Origin of the sequence: Aeromonas rivipollensis (assembly GCF_010974825.1) — a bacterium.
GTDB lineage: Bacteria > Pseudomonadota > Gammaproteobacteria > Enterobacterales > Aeromonadaceae > Aeromonas > Aeromonas rivipollensis.
Genome location: NZ_JAAILA010000003.1, coordinates 19,035 through 40,589, shown reverse-complemented (window position 1 = coordinate 40,589; position 21,555 = coordinate 19,035). Strand labels below are relative to the sequence as shown.

20 protein-coding genes, 3 tRNA genes and 1 pseudogene are annotated in these 21,555 nt (G+C 52.2%); 18 read left to right on the top strand and 6 right to left on the bottom strand.

Annotation, left to right across the window (positions count from 1 at the left end; all coding sequences use genetic code 11):
* Positions 1-92: 92 nt before the first annotated feature.
* The 18 genes from G4923_RS01065 to G4923_RS00980 all read left to right on the top strand — a co-directional run bounded on the left by G4923_RS01065 (position 93) and on the right by G4923_RS00980 (position 15,379).
* Positions 93-1,709, top strand: a complete 1,617-nt coding sequence (locus tag G4923_RS01065; protein WP_162627165.1) for an FAD-dependent oxidoreductase — start codon at positions 93-95, stop codon at positions 1,707-1,709.
* Positions 1,710-1,719: 10 nt separating this feature from the next.
* Positions 1,720-2,124, top strand: coding sequence for a cytochrome c3 family protein (locus G4923_RS01060; RefSeq protein ID WP_205596941.1), 405 nt, complete (start codon positions 1,720-1,722; stop codon positions 2,122-2,124).
* An 11-nt stretch (positions 2,125-2,135) separates the two neighbouring features.
* Positions 2,136-2,732 carry a cytochrome c3 family protein gene (locus G4923_RS01055; RefSeq protein WP_163135075.1) on the top strand — a complete coding sequence of 199 codons (597 nt, stop codon included), beginning with the start codon at positions 2,136-2,138 and terminating at the stop codon, positions 2,730-2,732.
* A gap of 241 nt (positions 2,733-2,973) precedes the next feature.
* The gene (uvrY, locus tag G4923_RS01050) at positions 2,974-3,618 is read left to right on the top strand and encodes a UvrY/SirA/GacA family response regulator transcription factor (RefSeq protein WP_025327477.1); all 645 of its coding nucleotides are present in this window, start codon (positions 2,974-2,976) and stop codon (positions 3,616-3,618) included.
* Between the two features lie 200 nt (positions 3,619-3,818).
* Complete coding sequence (gene uvrC, locus G4923_RS01045) at positions 3,819-5,669, top strand: excinuclease ABC subunit UvrC (RefSeq protein ID WP_111910076.1); 1,851 nt, start codon at positions 3,819-3,821, stop codon at positions 5,667-5,669.
* 293 nt (positions 5,670-5,962) lie between these two features.
* A complete protein-coding gene (pgsA, locus tag G4923_RS01040; RefSeq protein ID WP_139436951.1) occupies positions 5,963-6,517 on the top strand; it encodes a CDP-diacylglycerol--glycerol-3-phosphate 3-phosphatidyltransferase in 555 nt (184 codons plus the stop codon).
* A gap of 181 nt (positions 6,518-6,698) precedes the next feature.
* Positions 6,699-6,774: transfer RNA gene (locus G4923_RS01035), tRNA-Gly, on the top strand.
* Positions 6,775-6,809: 35 nt separating this feature from the next.
* Positions 6,810-6,883 (top strand) — tRNA-Cys (locus G4923_RS01030).
* Between the two features lie 41 nt (positions 6,884-6,924).
* A tRNA-Leu gene (locus G4923_RS01025) sits at positions 6,925-7,011 on the top strand.
* A 351-nt stretch (positions 7,012-7,362) separates the two neighbouring features.
* On the top strand, positions 7,363-8,568 hold the full coding sequence (locus G4923_RS01020; RefSeq protein WP_163135073.1) for a tyrosine-type recombinase/integrase: 1,206 nt from the start codon (positions 7,363-7,365) through the stop codon (positions 8,566-8,568).
* Between the two features lie 147 nt (positions 8,569-8,715).
* A complete protein-coding gene (locus G4923_RS01015) occupies positions 8,716-9,072 on the top strand; it encodes a hypothetical protein (protein ID WP_163135071.1) in 357 nt (118 codons plus the stop codon).
* Positions 9,065-9,367: a YkvA family protein gene (locus G4923_RS01010; protein WP_025201450.1), complete on the top strand. Its 303-nt coding sequence runs from the start codon at positions 9,065-9,067 to the stop codon at positions 9,365-9,367. Before G4923_RS01015 ends, G4923_RS01010 begins: the two co-directional genes overlap by 8 nt.
* Before the next feature lie 122 nt (positions 9,368-9,489).
* The gene (locus tag G4923_RS01005; RefSeq protein WP_163135069.1) at positions 9,490-10,125 is read left to right on the top strand and encodes a hypothetical protein; all 636 of its coding nucleotides are present in this window, start codon (positions 9,490-9,492) and stop codon (positions 10,123-10,125) included.
* A gap of 61 nt (positions 10,126-10,186) precedes the next feature.
* Complete coding sequence (locus G4923_RS01000) at positions 10,187-10,606, top strand: DUF2787 family protein (RefSeq protein ID WP_163135067.1); 420 nt, start codon at positions 10,187-10,189, stop codon at positions 10,604-10,606.
* A 683-nt stretch (positions 10,607-11,289) separates the two neighbouring features.
* On the top strand, positions 11,290-12,309 hold the full coding sequence (locus G4923_RS00995) for a hypothetical protein (protein WP_163135065.1): 1,020 nt from the start codon (positions 11,290-11,292) through the stop codon (positions 12,307-12,309).
* The gene (locus G4923_RS00990; RefSeq protein ID WP_163135063.1) at positions 12,306-14,024 is read left to right on the top strand and encodes an RNA-directed DNA polymerase; all 1,719 of its coding nucleotides are present in this window, start codon (positions 12,306-12,308) and stop codon (positions 14,022-14,024) included. The genes G4923_RS00995 and G4923_RS00990 overlap by 4 nt, the downstream gene beginning before the upstream one ends.
* A 112-nt stretch (positions 14,025-14,136) precedes the next feature.
* Positions 14,137-14,643 (top strand): hypothetical protein, encoded by a 507-nt coding sequence (locus G4923_RS00985; RefSeq protein ID WP_163135061.1) that lies wholly within the window; start codon positions 14,137-14,139, stop codon positions 14,641-14,643.
* A gap of 97 nt (positions 14,644-14,740) precedes the next feature.
* Complete coding sequence (locus tag G4923_RS00980; protein WP_163135059.1) at positions 14,741-15,379, top strand: hypothetical protein; 639 nt, start codon at positions 14,741-14,743, stop codon at positions 15,377-15,379.
* 445 nt (positions 15,380-15,824) lie between these two features.
* On the opposite strand, the pseudogene G4923_RS21195 reads toward G4923_RS00980, so the two are convergent.
* The 6 genes and pseudogenes from G4923_RS21195 to G4923_RS00955 form a co-directional block, all read right to left on the bottom strand.
* Positions 15,825-16,048, bottom strand: a pseudogene (locus G4923_RS21195) (ISAs1 family transposase); the annotation flags it as partial.
* 41 nt (positions 16,049-16,089) lie between these two features.
* Positions 16,090-16,296 (bottom strand): hypothetical protein, encoded by a 207-nt coding sequence (locus G4923_RS00975; protein ID WP_240455234.1) that lies wholly within the window; start codon positions 16,294-16,296, stop codon positions 16,090-16,092.
* A gap of 266 nt (positions 16,297-16,562) precedes the next feature.
* Positions 16,563-19,451, bottom strand: coding sequence for a hypothetical protein (locus G4923_RS00970; RefSeq protein ID WP_163135057.1), 2,889 nt, complete (start codon positions 19,449-19,451; stop codon positions 16,563-16,565).
* Positions 19,452-19,511: 60 nt separating this feature from the next.
* Positions 19,512-19,967 (bottom strand): hypothetical protein, encoded by a 456-nt coding sequence (locus G4923_RS00965; protein WP_103260388.1) that lies wholly within the window; start codon positions 19,965-19,967, stop codon positions 19,512-19,514.
* Between the two features lie 24 nt (positions 19,968-19,991).
* Positions 19,992-20,183: a hypothetical protein gene (locus G4923_RS00960; protein WP_111899567.1), complete on the bottom strand. Its 192-nt coding sequence runs from the start codon at positions 20,181-20,183 to the stop codon at positions 19,992-19,994.
* A 137-nt stretch (positions 20,184-20,320) separates the two neighbouring features.
* The gene (locus tag G4923_RS00955; RefSeq protein WP_163135055.1) at positions 20,321-21,484 is read right to left on the bottom strand and encodes a site-specific integrase; all 1,164 of its coding nucleotides are present in this window, start codon (positions 21,482-21,484) and stop codon (positions 20,321-20,323) included.
* Positions 21,485-21,555 lie beyond the last annotated feature (71 nt).

Here is a 21,555-nt window from a genome sequence, read left to right as displayed (position 1 = left end):
CAAGGTCGACACCGATCTGCGGTCAGCCACTATAGAGCGGCGGACGCGCATTATGGAGCATGAGGCTCTTCTTCAATAGCAGAGAGTTCATCATGCCAGAGCAGTCCAACCGTTCCCGGCGCGATTTTTTGACCAAGGGCCTGCAAACGGCAGCCTTTGCGTCCATCGCTACCGCCATCCCCAGGGTCGCCAGTGCTGGCCAGAGTCCAGGCTGCATCGATCCGACCCAACTGCCCTGGGACGAGGAGATGGACATCCTGGTCATTGGCAGCGGTATCGCGGGCTCGGTCGCGGCCATCAAGGCGGCGGAGACCCGCGCCGGCATGAAGATCGTCATCGCCGACAAGATGTCTCGCCTCGGTGGCTCCTCGCTGATCTCCGGCCTCAACATGGCGGTGGTCGGCTCCGAATGGCAGAAGGCGATGGGGGTGACGGATGACAGTTGGGAACTGCTCTATGCGGACATGGAAAGAGAGTCCAGGGGCTTCAATCATCCGGACATCAGCAAGGTGGTGGCGCAAAACAGCCTGACGCTGTTCAACTTCATGGCTGATCACGGTGTCGAATACGACAAGAGCATGGGCAACGGCACCGGCGTGAAGGATCTCGGCGGCCACTCTCGTGCCCGGGTCGTGTGGCCGAAGGAGGGCGGCACCGGTGTCATCAAGAACCTGCACGCCTACATGGCCAGGCACCTGCCCAACATCGAGATCCGCAAGCGGGTCAAGCTGGAAGAGATCTATCGGGATGGCAGCGGGCGCGTGGTGGGGGTGCGGGTCAGGGAAGAGTATTTCTTCGATCTCGATACCCCGGACTTTGGCCGCAATGACGATCCCGCCTTCAACGGCACCGGCGTCACCAGGTTCTACAAGGTGAAGCGGGCCTTGGTGATGGCCTCCGGCGGTTTCAACCAGGATCGCAAGTTCCGCGGCGATGAGATAGGGGTGTTGCACGACTGCGTCTCTACCGCCAGCCCCGGTGCCACAGGCGGTGCCCTCAAGTGCATGATGCAGGCGGGCTTCAAGCCGGTGCACATGACGCTGTTCCGCTTCGCCTTCGCCATCCCCACCGAAGACATCAACTGGGGCATTCTGGTAAACCCGCAGACCTGTCGGCGCTTCATCAACGAGCACAACAACAATGACCGCCAGGGGCTGGGGCTCGCTATCCTGGCCGAGCGGCGTAAGCTCAAGCCCGGTCAGCAGGCGATCCTCATCTATGACCAGACTGGGGTAGACAGCTACCACGACAAGCAGCGGCTGCATCTCTCGCTGGAGGCGAAGAACGGCACCGAGGGCACCATCTGGAAGTTCGATACCCTGGCGGCGCTGGCGGCCCGTTTCGAGATGGATCTGACCAGGCTGGAGGCGACCATCACCGAATACAACGCCAACATGGCCAAGGATCAGGATGCCTTCGGCAAGCCGAAATCCGTGGTGGGTAAGGCCACCGCCATCGGCAAGGCGCCCTATTACGCCATGTACCTCAACCCCCGTTACAACTACAGCCAGGGCGGTGCTCTCATCAGCCCCAGGGCCGAAGCGCTGGACGTGATCAGCCAGCAGCCCATTCCCGGCGCCTTCGTGTGCGGTGAAGCGGCCGCCGGGACCTTCGGCTACATCCGGCTGACCGCCTGCAGCAGTCTGGACAGCGGTGTCTACGGCATGATCGCCGGTGAGAATGCCGCCCACACGACGCCTTGGGCCTAAGGAGCGAGGGATGAAATCATTACTCCTGGTCCTGATGGCGTTGGCCAGCCTCTGGGTTGGCACTGTCGCCCTGGCCGAGGCCCCGGTCGGCGCGATGACGCCAGCCCCGGCGACCCATGGGCTCAAGCCCCATCACGGCAAGCTCGGCTTCACCTGTGAGAATTGTCATCAGGGTGGGGATCCCAAGCAGTACCAGCGGCTCAAGACCGAGGATTGCCTGGCCTGCCACGGCAGTGCGCAGAAAGTGGCGAATCGCACCCGGTTCATGGATGCGAACCATACCAACCCGCACAACTCGCTGCACGACAAGCTGGATCTCGATTGCTACGAGTGCCACGCCGAGCACAAGCCGTCCCACAACCTCTGCCAGACCTGCCACGACAACACCCGTGACTGGTTCGGCCCCACTCCCTAGGAGCCCTCGCAATGAATCGAATGAAATTCGGCCTGCTCCTGGCCTGTGTGGTGGGCCTGGTCTCCATGGGGATCAGCCTGATCGGGGCCGAGGTGGTCAAGGCGACAGGGGGCGAGCAGTTCTGTGGTGCCTGCCACGAGATGCAGCCCATGGTGGAGGCCTATCGGCATGATATACACGGAGGCAACAACAGGGTGGGCTTCAAGGCGGAGTGTGCCGACTGCCACCTGCCCCATGACAATACCTTCAACTACCTGCTGAAGAAGGCAACCAGCGGTCTCAACGATGTCTACAAGGTAACGCTGACGGACACCAGCCAGATCGACTGGCTCGGCAAGCGGGAGCGGCGCGAGGAGTTTGTGTACGACTCGGGTTGCCTATCCTGCCATCAGGGGCTGCTGGAAAAGACCGTGGCCAGCAATCCCAAGTCGCTGGAGATGCATGGACACTACCAGAAGATGCAGCAAAATGGGGAGACGCTGCAGTGCGTCTCCTGCCACCTGACCATAGGGCACAACGGCGAACTGCGCAGCAGGCTCAATGAGACCCAGCCGGAGTACAAGTTCCAGCATGATCGGCTGATGCAGGAGGCGGCCAGGGCCAAGTAAGGAGAGCCGATGCCATCTGAAAAAGCCCGCGATGAAAATCCTGGGCTTTTTTTCATCAAGACGGTCCGAACGGCCATTTCTTGGTTGAATTTTTATATAATTATTTGATTGTAAACAGTATTTACGATCGCTTTCAAACTTTTCCCGGCCATGGTTTGCCAAATCATCGAGTTTGGTTATGATGCAAGACGCCGTGTTAACCCTAACTGGCATATAACGAGATAAAAAACGGGGTGTTTGGGTGATTAATGTATTCCTGGTCGATGATCATGAGTTGGTGCGTACAGGGATAAGACGCATTTTGGAAGATGTCCGCGGGATCAAGGTGGTGGGCGAGGCACAGAGCGGGGAAACCGCCGTGGCCTTCTGTCGGCAGCATCACCCCGACGTGATCCTGATGGACATGAACATGCCGGGCATCGGCGGTCTGGAAGCGACCCGCAAGATCCTGCGGCTGCGCCCCGATGTGCGCATCATAGTGCTGACCATTCATTCCGAGAATCCGTTCCCCACCAAGGTGATGCAGGCGGGTGCCGCCGGATACCTCACCAAGGGGGCCGCGCCGGACGAGATGATCCACGCCATTCGCCTGGTGCATTCCGGCCAGCGTTACATCTCCCCCGAGATAGCCCAGCAGATGGCGCTCAGCCAGTTTGCCTCGGCGGACGAGAACCCCTTCAAGTCCCTCTCCGAGCGCGAGTTGCAGATCATGATGATGATCACCAAGGGGCAGAAGGTGACCGATATCTCGGAGCAGCTCAACCTGAGCCCCAAGACGGTCAACAGCTATCGCTACCGCCTGTTCAGCAAGCTGGGGATCAATGGCGATGTGGAGCTGACCCACTTGGCCATTCGTTATGGCATGCTGGATGCCGACACTCTGTAAGGGATGCCTGTGCCCACCCAAGGCGGCGAGTGCCGCCTTTTTGCTTTTCGCAGGCCCGGCGCAGTATGCTCTCTTGGTCCGTTTTCGCCCTTAGTGTTGAGTCGAGTCGCCGATGATCCCCTCTCCCGAACCCCTCTTCGACAGCCAGGCGTCGTCAAGCGCCGTTGCCTGCCATGTGGATCTCTGCTGCCGGAGCCCGCATGACGACCTCTGAACCTCTCTTCGACAGCAAGGCGTTCCTCGGCGCCGTCACCCACCAGAGCGGTGTCTACCGCATGTATGACGGCGGCGGCACTGTCATCTATGTGGGCAAGGCCAAGGATCTTAAAAAACGGCTCGCCTCCTACTTTCGCACCAATGTCGACAGCATCAAGACCCGCACCCTGGTGCGCCAGATAGCCGACATCCAGGTCACTGTCACCCACACAGAGACAGAGGCGCTGATCCTCGAGCACAACCTCATCAAGCAGTACCAGCCGCGCTACAACGTGCTGCTGCGGGATGACAAGTCCTACCCCTGGATCATCATCACGGCGCACCAGCATCCCCGCATCGGCGTCCATCGCGGTGCCCGCAAGGTGAAGGGGGAGTACTTCGGTCCATACCCCTCCGGCGGCGCCGTGCGCGAGAGCCTGCACCTGATGCAGAAGATTTTCCCGGTGCGCCAGTGCGAGGACGCTGTCTATGCCAACCGCACCCGCCCCTGCCTGCTCTATCAGCTCAAGCGCTGCGCCGGCCCCTGCGTGGCGGGGCTGGTGAGCGAGTCGGAATATGCCCAGCAGGTGGAGCTGGCCAAGCTGTTCCTGGCGGGCAAGAACCAGCAGGTGATAGGGGAACTGGTGGGCAAGATGGAGTCTGCCAGCGGCGATCTGCGCTTCGAGGAGGCGGCCCGCTACCGGGATCAGATCCAGGCCCTGCGCCGGGTCACCGAGCAGCAGTCGGTGAGTGGCAACGTGCTGGACGAGCTGGATGTGGTGGGGGTGGCCTTCGATCAGGGGGCAGCCTGTATCCACGTGCTCTTCATCCGTCAGGGCAAGGTGCTCGGCTCGCGCAGCTACTTCCCCAAGGTGCCGAGCGATACGCCGCTGGAGGAGGTGGTGCAATCCTTCCTGCTGCAGTTCTATCTGTCGGGGCAGGGGGGCAGGCAGATCCCGAGCGAGGTGCTGCTGGATGTGGCGCTGGAAGACGAGGCGGTGATCGCCGAGACCCTGAGCCAGACAGCCGGTTACAAGGTGCGGGTGCAGAGCCGCACCCGCAGCGAACGTGCCCGCTTTATCAAGCTCGCCTCCATCAACGCGCAGACGGCGCTGCGCTCGCGCCTGGCACACAAGAGCACCATCACAGCCCGCTACGACCAGCTGGAGGAGTTGTTGGAGCTCGAGACCCCCATCGCCCGCATGGAGTGTTTCGACATCTCCCACACCATGGGGGAGCGCACCGTCGCCTCTTGCGTGGTGTTCAACCGGGAGGGGCCGCTTTCGTCGGAATATCGCCGCTTCAACATCGACGGCATCACGGGGGGCGATGACTACGCCGCCATGGAGCAGGCGCTGGAGCGCCGCTTTGGCAAGCAGCAGGAGCCGGACAAGGTGCCTGACGTGCTCTTCATCGACGGCGGCCTCGGTCAGTTGCGCCGCGCCGAGGAGATCCTGGCCCGTCAGCTGGAGTTTCTTGGCGGCAAATACCCGCTGCTGGTGGGCATCGCCAAGGGGGTAACCCGCAAGGCGGGGCTGGAGACCCTGATCATGGGGGAGAGCCACGAAGAGCTGCATTTGCCGGCAGATATGCCCGCTTTGCACCTTATCCAGCACATTCGCGACGAATCCCACCGTTTTGCCATCACGGGCCACAGGGCCCGCCGAGCCAAGGCCCGCACCACCAGTACCCTGGAGGACATCCCGGGGGTGGGGCCCAAGCGGCGGCAGGCGCTGCTCAAATATCTGGGCGGCTTACAGGAGGTGAAGAAGGCGGGGGTGGACGAGCTTGCCAAGGTGCCCGGTATCAGCCAGGAGCTTGCCCAGTCCATTCATGACGCCCTGCACTCGCTCTAACCCTGAATAAACAGGCTTATTCCGGGCTGGCGGCGTTCGGAGCAATCGGATATCCGGCATCAGTCAGGAGCGGGTCTGACCAGGGCTACCCAGAGTGGCTTGCAGTTGATGTGGATCCCGCAAACCGGCTCCGGCCGCACAAGAGCCGTGACGCAGGGGGCCCGCAAATGCCATAATGGCATGCATCCTGAGGTTATTGACGGATTAATAGACCAAGGCGGGCGCCTGTCCGGTTGCAACGGTAATCGGCTTGGGGCTACCATGTAGCGGCATACAAGAAGTGGCTGAAAATAATGACAAATATTCCTAACCTGCTGACGTTTTTTCGGATTTTGCTCATCCCCGTCTTCGTCATCCTGTTCTACCTTCCCTATCAGTGGTCCTACCTGGCGGCCGCGCTTGTCTTCATCCTGGCGGCCGCGACCGACTGGTTTGATGGTTATCTCGCCCGCAAGCTGAACCAGTCCACCGCCTTTGGCGCCTTCCTCGATCCTGTTGCCGACAAGATCATGGTGGCGGCCGCCCTGGTGGTCATCGTCGAACACTACAACACCATCTGGGTCACCATCCCGGCCATGACCATGATTGGCCGCGAGATTATCATCTCCGCCCTGCGCGAATGGATGGCGGAGCTCGGCAAGCGCTCCTCGGTGGCGGTCAGCTGGATTGGCAAGTGGAAGACCATGATCCAGATGGTGTCGCTCACCGGCCTCATCTGGCAATACGACATCTGGATGGTGTGGCTCGCCTACGTGCTGCTCTATGTCGCCACTGTGCTCACCTTCTGGTCCATGTTCCAGTACATGAAGGCCGCCTGGGGCGATCTGACCTACCACTCCCGCTTCTAGTCCGCCTATGGGCAAATGGCCGTTTCCTTGCCGTTGGGGCAGAGAAACGGCCATGAGTGGCAAAAGTGTGGGAGAAGGGCAAAAAATGCCCGAACGATCAGAGTATTAAATGTTTTTGGTTGACTGGACGAGGAACATCGCTAGAATGCGTTCTCGTAGTCAGGCAGTCAGCCAGACCGATGCGGGAATAGCTCAGTTGGTAGAGCACGACCTTGCCAAGGTCGGGGTCGCGAGTTCGAGTCTCGTTTCCCGCTCCAAATTCAGACAATAGAGAGCCAACTCTCTTTTGCATGGCGCGTTAGCAAAGCGGTTATGCAGCGGATTGCAAATCCGTTTAGTCCGGTTCGACTCCGGAACGTGCCTCCATATTGACAAGCCCGCGGCGCGGACTTGATACCGATTGCGGTGCCCGAGTGGTGAAATCGGTAGACACAAGGGATTTAAAATCCCTCGACGTTCGCGTCGTGCCGGTTCGATTCCGGCCTCGGGCACCATTAAAATTGAAGAAAAAAGCCTTACAGATTAAACAGATACGACGCTTCATTGCGTCGTTTTTGTTTTTAACTCTCTCCAAGATTTCTCTCCAAATTTTCCTTTCTTGTCCATTTCTTGTCTAAGCGACTTACTACTTCCTGCTACTCGTTGCAAACAATCTGCCCAGTCTTCAAACATAGCCAAGGATGTTTGGTAGGCCACTGCTCCGGACCTTTCCGGGGTCTGTCTCTGGTGCTGAGACAAGTGCCGCTCACAGTTCCCCCTTTCTCTTCACCCCCTCCTAAACCCGCATTGAATCCCCTTTGAAACAGATATTAATCCCATGATCTAACCCATCATCGGAGGTATCTATGCAGACCAAATTTCGCTTTACCAATGCAGCCATCAAGGCTTTGCCCGCACAACAACGAGAGGCTGGCGCTACTGAACTGGAGTTCTCCGATACAGAGGTCATCGGCTTAAAACTCTTGTCAGGAAAAAGCCAGGGCAGTAAGCGTTTCCTACTGCGCTATACCCTCCAGGGCAAGAAGCGCAGCATCGCCCTAGGGCGATTCGGCGATATCGATGTGAGCCAAGCCAGGGCCATTGCCCGCAAGTACAAGGCGATGCTGGCAGAAGGCATCGACCCGGTAGCAGAGCGGGATAGCTACAAAACTGAGCCCACCCTTTCGGAGTTCTTCTGGCAGACCTTTTTGCCGCACCTCAAGACCATCGGCAAACGGTCGATCAACAGCGACATTCAGCGGTTTAAACACAACATCGAACCACGCTTTGGTGCCATGCGTTACCGGCAACTCAAGGCGATGGATGTCCTGCAGTTGCAATCGGAGATGGTTCACCCTAACAACCCTCAGCAGACGGCCTATGCACCGAGTACCGCCAACCGGGTGTTGGCCCAGTTAAAGACCATGGGCAGCTATGCGGTGCGCTGGGGCATTCTGGACACCAACGAGGCGGCCAAGATCAAGCTGTTGAAGGAGGACAATGCCAGGACGCGTTTCCTATCGATTGAAGAGATGAAACGGGTCATTGAGGTGGCATTGCAGGATCGCAATCAAGCCGCAGGCAGCTTCATTGCGATGCTCTACCTGACGGGGGCAAGAAAATCAGAGGTGTTACTCGCTAAATGGGAACATGTGAACTGGGAGGATAAGACGCTGTTCGTACCTCTGACCAAGAATGGCAAGAGCCGGATCATTTACCTGAGCGCATTGGCTATCGATATTCTGGAGAAGCTCCCCAGAATAGCCGGTAATCCCTATGTGTTCGCGAGCCAGCATATTCGCTGTCAGGGCAAGCCCATCGGTGAACCCAGATGTGCCTATGAACGGGTGTTGCAGAAGGCCGGTATCGAAAACCTCGATGAGGTCTGCTTCCATACGGCTCGCCATTCTGTCGCCAGCGCCTTGGTCTCTTCCGGTCAATACAGCCTGTATGACGTGAAGGCGCAACTGGCCCACGCCAGCATTCAATCCTCCCAGCGTTATGCAAAGCTGACTTCTGAGCGCAGTCGCAATATCAGTGAAGGTCTCTCGTCGATGATCCAGGCGGAGTGACCGAAAAGGTATTGTTTATAAACAGATATTAATAACCAGACAGCGCTGTCACATCGGCTGTTGGTCCACATGTCACAGTTCCCAGGCCCTTAAGTTCATCTGAGCTTAAGGGCCTTTTAGTTGGAGAGAAACACGATGAAAACTTGTATGGAATGGCCGGAGGAGTCATTGCTTGCGGCCTACCCGGCACTCCATGTCCCGGTCATGGAGCAAATTATCGAGCCCTTTTCATCAGTAGAGGAGGCGAGGGCATTCTGGGACACGACCGGTTGTAGTCTGGTCATTATCGAGATGGCTGACTCGATGAGTGAGTTCCAGGCCATGTCACAGCATACCCAGAATCAGGTGATGTTCGGTTTGCGTTACCCGGAGCAAGAGTTCGCCATATCCGAAGATTGGCGTCTGTTGCTGGCCATTCTCAACGATGAGGGGGCTGGGATTTACCTGCTGATCCACTCAGATGCACCGCTGCTTCCCACCCTGGAGGCGATGCACCATGAGTAATCCCAGCCATAGCGACATCATGCGCAAGTTAAAAGAGATCAAGGGGATTAAAGAGCTGCTGGAGAAGGCCGTGCTGTTGTATGTCCTGCTCACGGATGGCGATCTGCCGGTCTGGTGCTATGCGCTCATCATCGGTGCGCTGGCTTATCTGGTAAACCCGTTCGACGTGGTACCAGATCCCATTCCATTTGCCGGTTATCTGGATGATTTATCGGTCATCACCTCGGCATTAGCCGCACTGCCGGTTAAGTCACACCACCGTCAATCCGCGAAAGACCGAATGAGATCACTGTGACAGTGATGGAGTCGGTCCTGTCACGCTATCGCGTTTTCTATGACCCTTTATCTATGACCCATCTAGCGATGAACTGGAGATCGCAATCTCCGGTTATCTAATGACGTTGTAAGGAAACTATCATGACAAGACCCCGTAAAAACCGCGTTGAAGAGACCCCTAAATCTGTCAGTAACACGGCAGCAGCATCAAACACCCCCGACACCGCGCCAACCACAGAGCCCCCACTCACATCCGGAGCAAGCGGCTGCGCCGACCCCCTCTCGCCAGCCCTTGCGGCTGACGCCGACAAGGCCAGGCCTGGACCCGGCGACACCGCAGACTCCGTGCCCGGCGGCCCTGCACCCATACACACCTTGCTCAACCATACCGCCGAGAAACTCAGTGCCCGATCAGAAGGGCTGATTTTCTATGCCATCGGTCGTCATGAAGAGAGTGGCGAGCTGTTCCTGAAAATTACCGGCAATCAGGGTGGGGGTCTGCATAGCAAGGAGTGGATTGCGCTGTCGGCGATTGACGATGTGTTGCGCTCCTTGCCCGCAGACAAGCCGTTCAAATCCAGCGTCATGAAGCGACTGTTTAAAGGGGGCAGCGCCAACAACGCCGGATTCTTATCAGCCATTCTGCGCTCGGACGGGCTGAAGTTGATCCAGAAGGCTGACGGCAATCCGATGCTGCACGAACTGGTGCCTGATTACCTTGAGCGCTTGGGGTCGCTAACCAATGAGCTCTGTACCGTAACTTCTACCATCGAATAACCTCTGCATAGTGCTTACCTGTCCAAGGGTGAGCCCCCCAAACAACCAATCTGAGGTGATTATGACGATCCCATTCGCGGGCGATTTTACCCTGCCTGCCAGTCAGACATTGATGAGTATTCTGGACCAGGAACTGGTTAGATCTGGAATGGTGCTGAAGGGGAAATCCAGTCTGGTCTTCAACTTCCGAGACCCGGATTACGGCCCGGTTCGTGGCGGGTTTCATCCGGTGGAAATTCGGCTGCTCAAGCGTAAAGACCGGTGGCTTTTCGATTACGTGACGGACTTTAGCTATCAGGGACCGGAGGATATGGCGGAGTTGGTCAAAGAGATCGACTTCAACTTTTTGAGCGAAGAGTACTACCTGCTCCGTTACGGCCAGATGGGACCAGCGTCGGCCAGGGAGCTCTATACGATGTGGGAGTCGAACTTCGTCAGTTACTACCAGATGGGCGTGTTTACCGTCTCAGTGGCTGCGTAACCGTCGCACCGGACAGGAGAGGAACAGGAACCAGCGGTGGTTTGGTTCTGGCAGTGGTGCTGCTGTGTTCACCTTTCCATGCAGGGCAAGGAGCCATGGACTAACCCAACTCGAAACCGGTCAGCGGCTCAGTAGGTTAGTCCATCCCTCGTCTGTTTCAGGTGTCCCTCTCAGCCACCACCCCCAAAACAAGTATCCCCCGGCCTGTGGCTGGGAGGCTTGTTTTTTGTCATTGGCGAGGAGGGAGAAAGACAGATATGGGTGTATCCCCAATGGCGTTATTCCACCAAGCCTGAAACCGGCTGGCGCTCTGGGGTTTTTGATACGCGCTTGTACGCAATAGACTCGATTTGCGCAGCACAGAACTGCCGCTGTCGAGTAATCGCTCATTCTGTGATGATGGCAAATGTTAAATGTTTCAATCTACTGGTATGGTAGGGCTCTTATGCATCTGTTCACACAGGCGTGGTTTGGCGGCGCATCCATGGCTTACCAACTGATTTTTTATACAGTGATAGCGCAAAAAGAGGAGGCAAAGGGAATGCGCTTAGTCGCCCAGAGGTTGCTGGTAATGTAATGATTTAATTGGGATTTTACTTGATGATGATGAAAATAGGTTGGAGTTATATGGAAGGCTCTGTTAACGGGTTGTTGACGCCTTCCATCTAATCACTGTTAGCTCTATGAAGTGGCTTGATCGTCTGATCGTAGTTAGTGATCTTGTCAGGATGAACAAGGGTAAATACTTGAAAAATAGATTTATAAAGACAGAAAATCTGCCAGACAGCTTATGGTGTGATAAGTCAGGCAATATTTTACTACCAAATCAGCTGATCGACCTGTGGAAAGGACTGTTGAATGAAAATTCACTTATGGATCTAGCTAAGGAAAAGGCCCCTGAGGGTTTTGAAGGTGGTATATCGAAAGAGGAAACCGATAAACATCTTGCTTGGCGTTATAACGGGTCGTGCGCGCGAGTAATATTGTCATTATTAGATCCTAAGGCAAAACTGTCAGATGTTTCTGATGCTTATGCTTCAACATTTGCAGGGAATAGGGTTTTTGTCGCCGATCTCCCAAGTGGTTCTGGTGCTGCAATAATCAGTATACTTTGTACTCTTTATGAACTAAGAAAAAGTAACGTCCTTCCACGCCATCCGTTAGAAATTACAATTATAGCTGGAGAGATATCTGAGACTGCCAGGGGGTATTTACAAAAACAACTAGAATATTTGAAAGATAAGCTTGAAGATCAAGCAATATGGATAAAATACGAAATACTAGAATGGGACACATTAAGCAAGGTAAGTACGGTTGATTTAATTAAGCGAATGACTCTTTTAAGTCATGATTGTCATGCAAGAATGCTCTTACTTACTAATTTTACAGGTTTCCTTGAGAGCTCTGGTAACTGGAAAAAGGCCAAGCCCCAATTTGATGATATTTTCTTACATAGCAGAGACTCTATGAGTACTGCCATTTGGATTGAGCCTCAAAGAAAAAATGTAGTTACTTTCTTTAATCGAGCTATTAAGTGGCTCAAAGAATCATTTAAAAACTTGATAGGAAGCCAAGCAGCATTAGAAGATTCAAGTTGGTATGCGCAGACAGAAGTAACGTGTAAGCAGCCAATTAAAGAAGGAACCTTCCCTGTAAGATTGACTGTTATGAGATTTGATCTTCCTGTTGAGGTTCAAGAATGAGTAATGAACTTGCGGTTAAAGCCCTTAATCAATATCGCAGGAGGGATATATTTCCATACCTTGCGCTTCGGTACTATTTAGAAAGTTCAGTTGGACGGCAAAACCGCTGGATTAAAGATGTCTGTACTAGGCTCACGACTCATAACGAGAGTTTTGGGTATCTAAGGATGTATCATTTTAAAGATATTTCTGAAGGTAATTGCATACACAGAGATATATATGTCCCAGCACCTAGCGAAGCGTTGGCTGAAGTGGCGTTAATTACTGAACTTTCTAAACATGAAGTGTTCATCCCCAAACCTTATGTTTATAGCTATCGGTTATCTTCTGAAAAAGAAAAAAGTGGTGTATTTACGCCATACTTTGATGGTTTCAGGGAAAGGCACAAGTCTATATCAGATTCGTGTTGGAAAACTGAAAATGGATTAGTCCTATATACCGATATTAAAAAATTTTATCCAAGTATAACTTCAGCAGATGCCATATCTGCTTGGAAAGAAGCATGTCAACAGTCTGAATTAAATAAAGATTATGAACATCTGGGTCTTAGAATACTTCAAAATCACATGAAGGTCTCCGAGCAGGATGGAACTGGAAAGGGTTTATTAACTGGCCCGACGTTTAGTCATCTGATTGCTAATTTATTACTTGATCGTATTGATGAGGAAATGAATGAGATTTCAAATGGAAACTACTGGCGTTATGTTGATGATGTTGTTTTTGTGGGAACTGCTGAGCAAGTTTCTTCGTGGAGAGAAAGGCTTGAGGTGAAATTTAATGAGCTCAACCTAGTACTTCATGATGGAGATAAAGATTTTCAAGTGTCATGTGAAGAATGGCTCGAGGGGGAGTTTGATTTTGATGACTCTATTGGGAATGATTGGGTTTCCTTAATAATTGATGTAAAGAGATTTTTGCTCGCAAACCCATCAAAAAAGGATGCTTTACAACAAAGCTTCCAGAGAAACAACATTCGAATTCCTATTGTTGATTATTCCGATGCCGTTAAAGATTCAAATTATTTACAGAAATTTCAAGATTGGGTGCGTAAGTATAAGTGGGCAACTAAGTCTGTAAAGTCAATAACTATAAATGGCTTGCTGGCCCAAGCGAAGAAGTGCGAGGAGTCTTTCTCTGCAAGATTGGCGGATTTGCTGACGGTAGATTGCTCATCGTCACCATATACTGAAAAAAGAATGACACCAAAGCTTAGATACTTGTCAGGAAGGCTACTGTATTTATCTAGCAGAGAATATTTGGGTGAAATCGGTGAAATATTAAAAAATAGGCCTGACATGTATTTGATTGCTAAAACAATGGAAGCCGTTTCATCCAGGGACTTTACTGATGTTTTATCTATGGGAGTAAATGCCACCCATTCTGCCGCTCAACTTGTTCGTGCTGAAGGAGATGAACCTGTTAGGATTGATAGTGATATTGATTTATCTCCTGTCTCGGAACAATCTTTGGCGGTGCTAGCAATTAACGGTGTCCAGCATAATTACAAGGCAATAAATACAGAGTTAATGCGACTGGTTTCATCAACTGGTATGAAAGATCTTATGAAATCAAAAAATAGCTTTATTAGAGAGTTTGCGTGTCTTCATGGGCTGAGTGAACCAAGACACCAAGAATTCTTGAATAGTAGTTTTGATAGGGATGAAGAGCTAGCTATGGATGTGCTAAATCAATTGCAAAGGTCTAGTCATTGCTAGTAGAGCTAACAAGGCGCTGCTACGGTAAATTTACTCGCTGGCGCTCCTGAATTTCCGCAGAGCGCGGCGTTATGCATAAATTCTCAGTTACATGAGTACATAGGAGACAAAGATGGATTTTGATAAGCTTGCATACCCAGAAACATTGACTATCGCGGGTACGGAATACAAGGCTCAACGCAATATGTCTAAAGGTCAGGTTCTTGTGCCATACACAGATGAACCAGATGTAGGTATTGGAGATGTTATTACTCAAAAATCAGGTAAACGCGAAATTCATCTGAAAGTTATAGATGCCTCATTTTTAGAAGACGGGTCTTTAAGAGTAGGTACTAATCATCCTCATATGCTGACTCTTAAAGTCGAAAATACTACTTCACAGCCTCATGTAACCAAACATGCTGCTTCAACTTTCAATATTGGTTCAATAACTGGCGAAAACGTTCAAGTTGGTAACAGCAATACATTAACAACTAACGTTACCATTCAGGAGTTAGCGGAAAAAGTCGCTAAAAGTAATGATCCTGAGGCCAAATCTAAACTAAAAGATTTTTTGCAAAACAGCACTGTTGGTAGCCTTATTGGGGCTGGCGCCTCAGCTTTAATAGGTATGCTGTAAGTGCATAACAAAGCCATTAAATCCGCTCCCCTCGGTCGCTGCACGATAAAGCCGTGCAGCGCCGGTTAGCTTGAACGTTAGCACTCAGGAAAAAATAATGTCATCATTGATTTTTTATATAGATGAAGAGCAGGCACTTATTGCAACAGATACACTCGCTGTCACGCCATCTGGCGAGCCTTTGTTATTTTGTTCCAAAGCTATCCATCTTCCTCATTTAAATATTGTAATTGCGGGAACAGGCCAAGGTGGTTTTGCCACCCGTTGGGCAATGCATGTAAATGACAGAATGGTAATCAACGGGATCAATAACTTGGATTTCCATACTTCAAAAGGTTTGCGTGAGTTGTGGAGTAAGTATTGTACTGAATTTCAAGTACCACCAGAAGCAACCACAACAGTTTATCAATTTGGGTTTTGCCAAGATTCTAAAAAAATGGTTGGGATAGCATATCGTTCCACAAACGACTTTATTTCAGAAATTCGTCCCTATGGTCTAGCTGCTAAGCCTGAATGTACGTTTCCTAATGGTGAGTATTCTATCCCTGCTGTTTTTTCAGAGATGATGTATGAGCAACGTACTATTCAGGAAAAAAATCCTAAACATGAAAGGATTTATATTGGTGGTAAAATAAATGTACTTCATTTGAATGAAAATGGTTGTTCATCATACACATTAAGTGAATTTTTTGATTTTGAAGAGCACGAAAAAAAATTATTCGATAATTTTTCGTAAGAGTGCTAACACCGACATCCTGCACCTAATTGGTTTTTTTTTCGGAGACGATGCCTATACGTTCACAGCAAATGGCAACATTGAGGTGTTAGCAGTGGAGGCGGGAACAAAAGCTAAAATGCTCAGATTCATTCTTTCGTCCCCCGTGAAATGATGTGAACAGTTACCCAACAGAGCATTATCACGTGGCAATGTGAGTGAAGTTACGGGTTTTCTCAATTCAATCCTGGCAGTGTGGGCATCATCACCATTTAAAATGCAAAAATTAGGTGCGGAATGACGGCTAACAAACTGTTCAAGAGTGATTCGCAACGCGTGGTATTTTCATTATGTGTTGCGTTTTGTGTTTAAGGTGGTCTGCGGCGAATGTTGGCTTGCTTTCCCTCTTCCGCTCGGAGCATGTTTAGTGCCCCCCGCGCACTGCCCAGTATCTTGGCTGCATCCCCCGGTAAATCGGGCAGGCGTCCTCTTTCATGGTGACATCCAGTACCCAATGCAGCTGGATTTCGATGCCCCAATGACTTTATACCGCATTGGCAAATTGCAAATTGTTCTTCGGTTAGCTCTGCTGAACTGATGTAGTTCATAACGATAGCCGATGGTTAACTCCAAGGTGGACAAGTCTTTCCATGCCGGGAACGGCTCGACTATCGCGCCCGCTGGCATGACACTGAGTTAGGTCAGGGGCTCCTGAACCAGAGACTCTACTTTTACCGGTTCTGGATGAATGGCCAGTACCTTGATAAAGATCCGTCGAGCGGCCATTCGCCCTGCTTTTCCACATGGCGTAACGTCCTCAGATAGATCATAACTTTACCCGCCTCGTGAATCGGTATCCCAAGCTGATAGGCAACATCGTAAAGATCGAAGAACTCACCATGCTGCAGCCCCATATGGCAACCTTCAAGGCTGGCCATCTCCATTTGCTATGCATGAAATCCCACTTCGCTGGCTCATATGAGATTCAAGATAGTCGACACATCCGGCCTAGTGAATCCATTCGATCCGATTCATGCCCACGGATCACACTGACAGGCTATTGGGCGTCTAAAACGGCTCTGGTGGTTAGTGCTCTGGACATAGCATCGCCATCATCACCGTGCCAGTAAAAAGAGAAGGGGAAGCAACATAATAGTTGCTTCCCCAATTGCCTTATTACACCAGCCAGATATTGCTATATCAATCAGTCGGTTATCTCATCCTTGCTCGGCGCATCCTGCGTGACTTGCGCTATCTCGGTCTTGGGGTTGTTCAACCGGCCTTGGAGCTGTGGCATGTCCTCGGGCTTGAACAGCACCCCCAGATCTATCCCTGGACACTCTTGCAGGATCACCCGCATCAGGCGGACGGTGCGCGTCGTCACCGGCACACACTGCCCGACCAGTTTGGCGCGTTTGGCGGACTTACAGTCATCAACACTGGTTGGGCAGCCATTGATGGTCAGCCATTCGGCCAGCTCATCGTACCCCATCGTTTTCGACATACCGAAAGCGGACTGGGTATAAGCACGCAGGAAAACCCGCTTTAGGATGCCAAGCGAACCTTCATCCGTCACACGCATTGGCAATCCTTTTATCGACGTCTTGCAGACGAAGTAATCCTCCCAGCTCTCCCAGTCATTGAGGGTCTTCAGGCAGTTCGTTCGCCGCCAGTTATCGAATACCACACGTTGCTCCATAGCGGCTGCTACCGTCGGCCAGGGGCGTGTATCAAAACAAATATGCTCGGTGCCCAGCACGATCTGCATTGATGGCAGCATGGGTTGCCGCTTGAAGTCGAACTCAAGATTCAGGGTTTTTGACCTGCTCACGGAGACGAGATCGTGTTCATTGATCCACATTTCAGCCGTAGATATTAAATGGTCACTCTCGACTTTTTGACCGGGGGTACGATTCAGATAAAGGTCAAGCATGTACGCCTGATGCTGGTCCTTAGAGCAGGGGGGCTTAACCCCAGCCTTGGCCAGGATCTGAGGCTGACCCTCAACGCCTTCGGCTGTGAGCTGACCACGAGTCTTCATCGCGATGACCTGTTTAACCTGGTGTTTTTGCTCCAGCATCCGAAAGCCAGGGCCATCCAGTCGTTCGCCCAGTTCCTGAAAGCGGCGGCATATCGGGCCAGTCAGCACAAGTTCGTCATAGGTTGCATCGGTGAGGAAGCCATCCGTCGTGACGCTCACCACTGTTCGGTGAGCGGGGATGGAGGCCAAGACTTCTCCGAGTACGGCACGGATCAGGCCGGTCGTATGCGCGGCAAAGAATGCGTTAGTGATGGCTGAGCGTTCAATGGGCTTGCTCAATCCACTGGATGTATCGAAGGCAGACTTCCCCCTCAGACCTTGTGCCAGCTTGCCATAGAGAGAGTTACCAATTTCTTTCCAAAGCAGCTCTTCGAAGGATTTTTTCACATACGATTGTCGTTTTTCCCGAACCTGCGAGACAAAGGGCTCAAACAGGCGCTGCGTCGTATCTGTCCAAGGGATGATGACACCTTGATGTATCTCAATCTGGCAACCCATGCGGAGTGCGACCTCGATCTCCGGTGCGGTACAGAGCGATTCACCAGTGAGGGGAAACAGCAGGCCAATTTCAGTACGCACCGGTAGGCTGGGATAACGTATCCCGTCTGGAAATCTAAATTTAACGCGAGCAAGACCAAAGACATGACCACAGAACTCGGCTGTGTTCGTGGTCATTCGCCCTCGCTCATAATCAAGGGGAAAAAGGTCAACGAGCCCTGTGGTATAGGCTCCGCTGAGGTCAAAATCGTTGAAGAGCGATAGTGGGGTCGGGCCACCCCAAAAGCATTCATTTCGTCCACCGTGGTAGCAATCGATGGCAAGACTCTCGAATAGCTTTGCAGCAGGGATCATCTCCCGAATTGTCTTGGTCACAGGTCTGGATGCATTTTTGTTCCATCCAGTTTGCACCACCTCATGGGTTCCAAATAGCTGATCCCGGTCTTGACCTGTTTCGCGCAGATGTTTCAGGAACACCGATGTGGCACAGCCGCCAATCGTCTTTGGCAGGGATGAAAGCCCCAGTGTCTTAGTGAATTCATGGAGTTGTAGGCCATATTTGACCGCGATTTCGGCATCGCGCAGGGCATAAGCTTCAAAGGCTGCCTTGTTGCTGGCAAGTAGTTCATCCATGCGATCAATAGAGTGACCCGCAGGGAGAGACAATTTGGGTAAGCCAATGAGTTCACCAACGGCTGCAAGGCCCGCACCACCAGGGGTGTGTAACATAGTATCGACAAAGGTGATCAAGGTTCTTTGTGCTTTACGCTGCTTGTCTCGCAAAATCAGCGGGGCCGGTTTTGCTTGACGGTGCAAGACGTTCTCAAGATCGATGCCATAGGCATTGTTTACTGACGCCACTGTTCGGCGAATGCCATTAACCTGAGTTTTGAACCGCCAGAAGTCGCCAAACGAGGCAAGGTCTGCCCGCAGAAAATGGGCATACACAAAGACATGTTTGGGCCACTCCGTGAGTATCCCTTTTTCCTTACATACCACTACGATGTGGCCGAGGAATTTATCGAAACTCAGGCGATCAGATATCCGATTGGATGCGGGGTAAATGATGTCTGAATGTTCTCCTTTCTCTGTCATAGCAAAGAACTGGTAGGAGAGAATGTCGTTACGCTTTGTCGCGGGATTGTAAACGTATTCGCTGTCTATGCCGATATGGAGCCTAGCCCCTTTGGCCGGGGTTACTGTCTCTCCCGGTTTGAGATAATGCTGGGTGCGTAACCGCAGTGCCTTGTTGGTAGAATTCTCCTGCACGGGTAGCAGGTAATCAGGTATGTCGGGGTCTCCCGCAATCACATCAGAACTCAGGCCATCTATCATCCAGTCAGGAAGGCGTGAGGGAGCATTCATGTACTGGCAGGGGTCGAGTGCGCTTTCAATCGCGAGCGCCAATGCACTCTGGTGTTGCTCGTCGTTGAGCATGCCGTAGTCATCGGGAAGGGGGCTGTTATTAAGCTCCGGCAGCAGGTCGGTATCTGCGTAGGGAAAGCTCACCGCCGTGTCTCCAGCATTATGTGTAGGTTTTTCTTGTCTTTTCATGCGTGTTGGCTCGTAAAAAAAAGGGCCTCCTTGGAGACCCTTTATTGAAAAGGAATACGGTTAGGCGCTTAGCTGGCGTTCGATAGCCTCCATGTCCTCATCAAGTTCTTCTTTAGAGTCGCATGCAACCCACAGGGGCTTGGTGTCTGGCAACAGAAGGGAAATACTGATCCAGACATTGGCGTCTTTTACGATCGGGGTGCAACCGGCAATCAGGTCTGTTGCGACCAGTAACTTCTTGGTTCGGATGAACTTGCGCTTCTTTTGCTTGAGCACGAGACTAGAGACCTCTTTGAAGCGCTCCTCGATTTCTTGTCGGTCACTGCTCCTGTACATAATGGCCGGGTATGAGTTGCTGTCGGACCATGCCATCAGCGCATGGGGCTGGTCGGGATCATTGAGCTGCATGTGTGCAACGCGGCTGATCGTGCCGAGGTTCGTCAAACCATCGTTCACTTTGATGAATGCACCTACGATTTGATAGGCAGCGGTGTGTTGAGTGTTATTTGTGCTCATGAGAGCCTCCTGTAGTTAGGGTTGTTAATTTTGGTTTTGCAGTTGTTTACGTTCCCACTTCTCCACTTCACTTAGTGGGAACCGGGTTTGCCGCCCGATGGTGACAAATGCGGGTAGCGTCTCGGGTGCGATGATCATTTGCTTGTCCAGCCAGCTTTTTGAGATGCGCCACCGCAGCGCTAACTCGCTTCGTGTCAACATATGTACACCGTCCATCACTGCCTCTCGTTTGCCTGTTCGTGCGACTGGATTGCAGTATTCAGAAGTTGACCCCCCAAAGCATTGACAACACATGCATTGCGGAATTTTGCGTGTTTTGGTTGCAAATGGGTCTCAATGGTGTTCCGCGCAACTCAACTGGAACACGCTGTGGGCAGTGGTATGTCTTCAGAGAGCCATTGCTGTTGAGTGGCATTGATATGAGGGAGTAAGTGGGTCGTAGTGCGTTGCTGATATCTCATCGCCATCTGTAGTGATGAGTGGTTCAGGGCCTGTGCAACCATGGCAATATCACCCGTCTGTAGCATCAGCTCTGTGGCAAAGGTTCGACGGAGATCATGAATGCAAAGGTCACTGATCCCTGCCGCAGCACAAATCCGCTGAAAGGCATGCCGTGGGTAGCTCATGTACCCTGAAGAGGTTTGGGAGGAGGGGAAAAGGAACCTCTGTTTGTTGACCAGTCGTTGCTGTGTTTCGATGAGCCTGATGGCATGAGACGTTAGGGCCACTTGGTGAGGTAATCCATTCTTGGTCGTAGGCAGGATCAGGTAAGCCTCATCGAGGCGCAAGTGGGCTTGTTCTATGGAGCACACCTCCCCAATTCGCATCCCTGTGTAGAGAGACAGCAATAGCGACCGACTTGCTTCCGAGTTTTGGACATAACATGCATCGATAAAACGAGACCGTTCATCAAGGCTCAGGATCCGCTTTCGTTCGTTATTCTCCTTGAGTTGCCGTAACCCATTCATCGGTGAGACAGAGAGGTATCCGTGCTCCACGGCCAAGGTCAGCATCCTCGACAGGGCAGACAAGATCTTGTTCACAGTGGCGGGCTTGAGGTGTTCAGCAAGTCGCCTTTGGAAGGACACAATGGATTGGCGATCCAGTGTTTTTAGACGACGGCTTCCAAACTCTGGCAGGATGTGTTTTCTGACCTTGGATAGCTCTGACTGCGTATTGCGCTTATGCAGCTGCATATCGTCGAGGTAGGCGGTTTCAAAGATCTCTTGGAGGGTTTTGTTTTGTCCCAAGGGATACGTATTACGGGCAAGTTTATGGAGCCTCGCATGTACCTCATCCCTGGCCTCTTGTATGGAGAGCTGCGGATAGATGCCAATGGTCTCGAAGACCCGTTTGTAACGATGGGTTGTGTCGAAGACGAAAGACGTAGATAGAGCGTACCGGTACACGTATAGCTGCCTTACGTCAGCATCACGATATACCTGCTGCTTGCCATTGGCTGGTGGTGGTAAGGTCTCAAGTGCTCGTTTTGTTAGCTTCAGATTAGTAATAGACATAGATCCTCCTTCAGAAAAAGGAGGATGCTAGGCCATCGGGGATGGTTACATCATTGACATCACATGCATTC

Coding starts and splice junctions, on each gene's coding strand:
- uvrC (WP_111910076.1), top strand. CDS start 3,819: ATGACGACCTCTGAACCTCTCTTCGACAGCAAGGCGTTCCTCGGCGCC.
- G4923_RS01000 (WP_163135067.1), top strand. CDS start 10,187: ATGACGATCCCATTCGCGGGCGATTTTACCCTGCCTGCCAGTCAGACA.
- G4923_RS00960 (WP_111899567.1), bottom strand. CDS start 20,183: ATGGACGGTGTACATATGTTGACACGAAGCGAGTTAGCGCTGCGGTGG.
- pgsA (WP_139436951.1), top strand. CDS start 5,963: ATGACAAATATTCCTAACCTGCTGACGTTTTTTCGGATTTTGCTCATC.
- G4923_RS01020 (WP_163135073.1), top strand. CDS start 7,363: ATGCAGACCAAATTTCGCTTTACCAATGCAGCCATCAAGGCTTTGCCC.
- G4923_RS01065 (WP_162627165.1), top strand. CDS start 93: ATGCCAGAGCAGTCCAACCGTTCCCGGCGCGATTTTTTGACCAAGGGC.
- G4923_RS00980 (WP_163135059.1), top strand. CDS start 14,741: ATGTCATCATTGATTTTTTATATAGATGAAGAGCAGGCACTTATTGCA.
- G4923_RS00965 (WP_103260388.1), bottom strand. CDS start 19,967: ATGAGCACAAATAACACTCAACACACCGCTGCCTATCAAATCGTAGGT.
- G4923_RS01005 (WP_163135069.1), top strand. CDS start 9,490: ATGACAAGACCCCGTAAAAACCGCGTTGAAGAGACCCCTAAATCTGTC.
- G4923_RS01060 (WP_205596941.1), top strand. CDS start 1,720: ATGAAATCATTACTCCTGGTCCTGATGGCGTTGGCCAGCCTCTGGGTT.
- G4923_RS00975 (WP_240455234.1), bottom strand. CDS start 16,296: ATGGCCAGCCTTGAAGGTTGCCATATGGGGCTGCAGCATGGTGAGTTC.
- G4923_RS00995 (WP_163135065.1), top strand. CDS start 11,290: ATGAAGTGGCTTGATCGTCTGATCGTAGTTAGTGATCTTGTCAGGATG.
- G4923_RS01010 (WP_025201450.1), top strand. CDS start 9,065: ATGAGTAATCCCAGCCATAGCGACATCATGCGCAAGTTAAAAGAGATC.
- G4923_RS00985 (WP_163135061.1), top strand. CDS start 14,137: ATGGATTTTGATAAGCTTGCATACCCAGAAACATTGACTATCGCGGGT.
- G4923_RS00990 (WP_163135063.1), top strand. CDS start 12,306: ATGAGTAATGAACTTGCGGTTAAAGCCCTTAATCAATATCGCAGGAGG.
- G4923_RS00955 (WP_163135055.1), bottom strand. CDS start 21,484: ATGTCTATTACTAATCTGAAGCTAACAAAACGAGCACTTGAGACCTTA.
- G4923_RS01055 (WP_163135075.1), top strand. CDS start 2,136: ATGAATCGAATGAAATTCGGCCTGCTCCTGGCCTGTGTGGTGGGCCTG.
- G4923_RS00970 (WP_163135057.1), bottom strand. CDS start 19,451: ATGAAAAGACAAGAAAAACCTACACATAATGCTGGAGACACGGCGGTG.
- G4923_RS01015 (WP_163135071.1), top strand. CDS start 8,716: ATGGAATGGCCGGAGGAGTCATTGCTTGCGGCCTACCCGGCACTCCAT.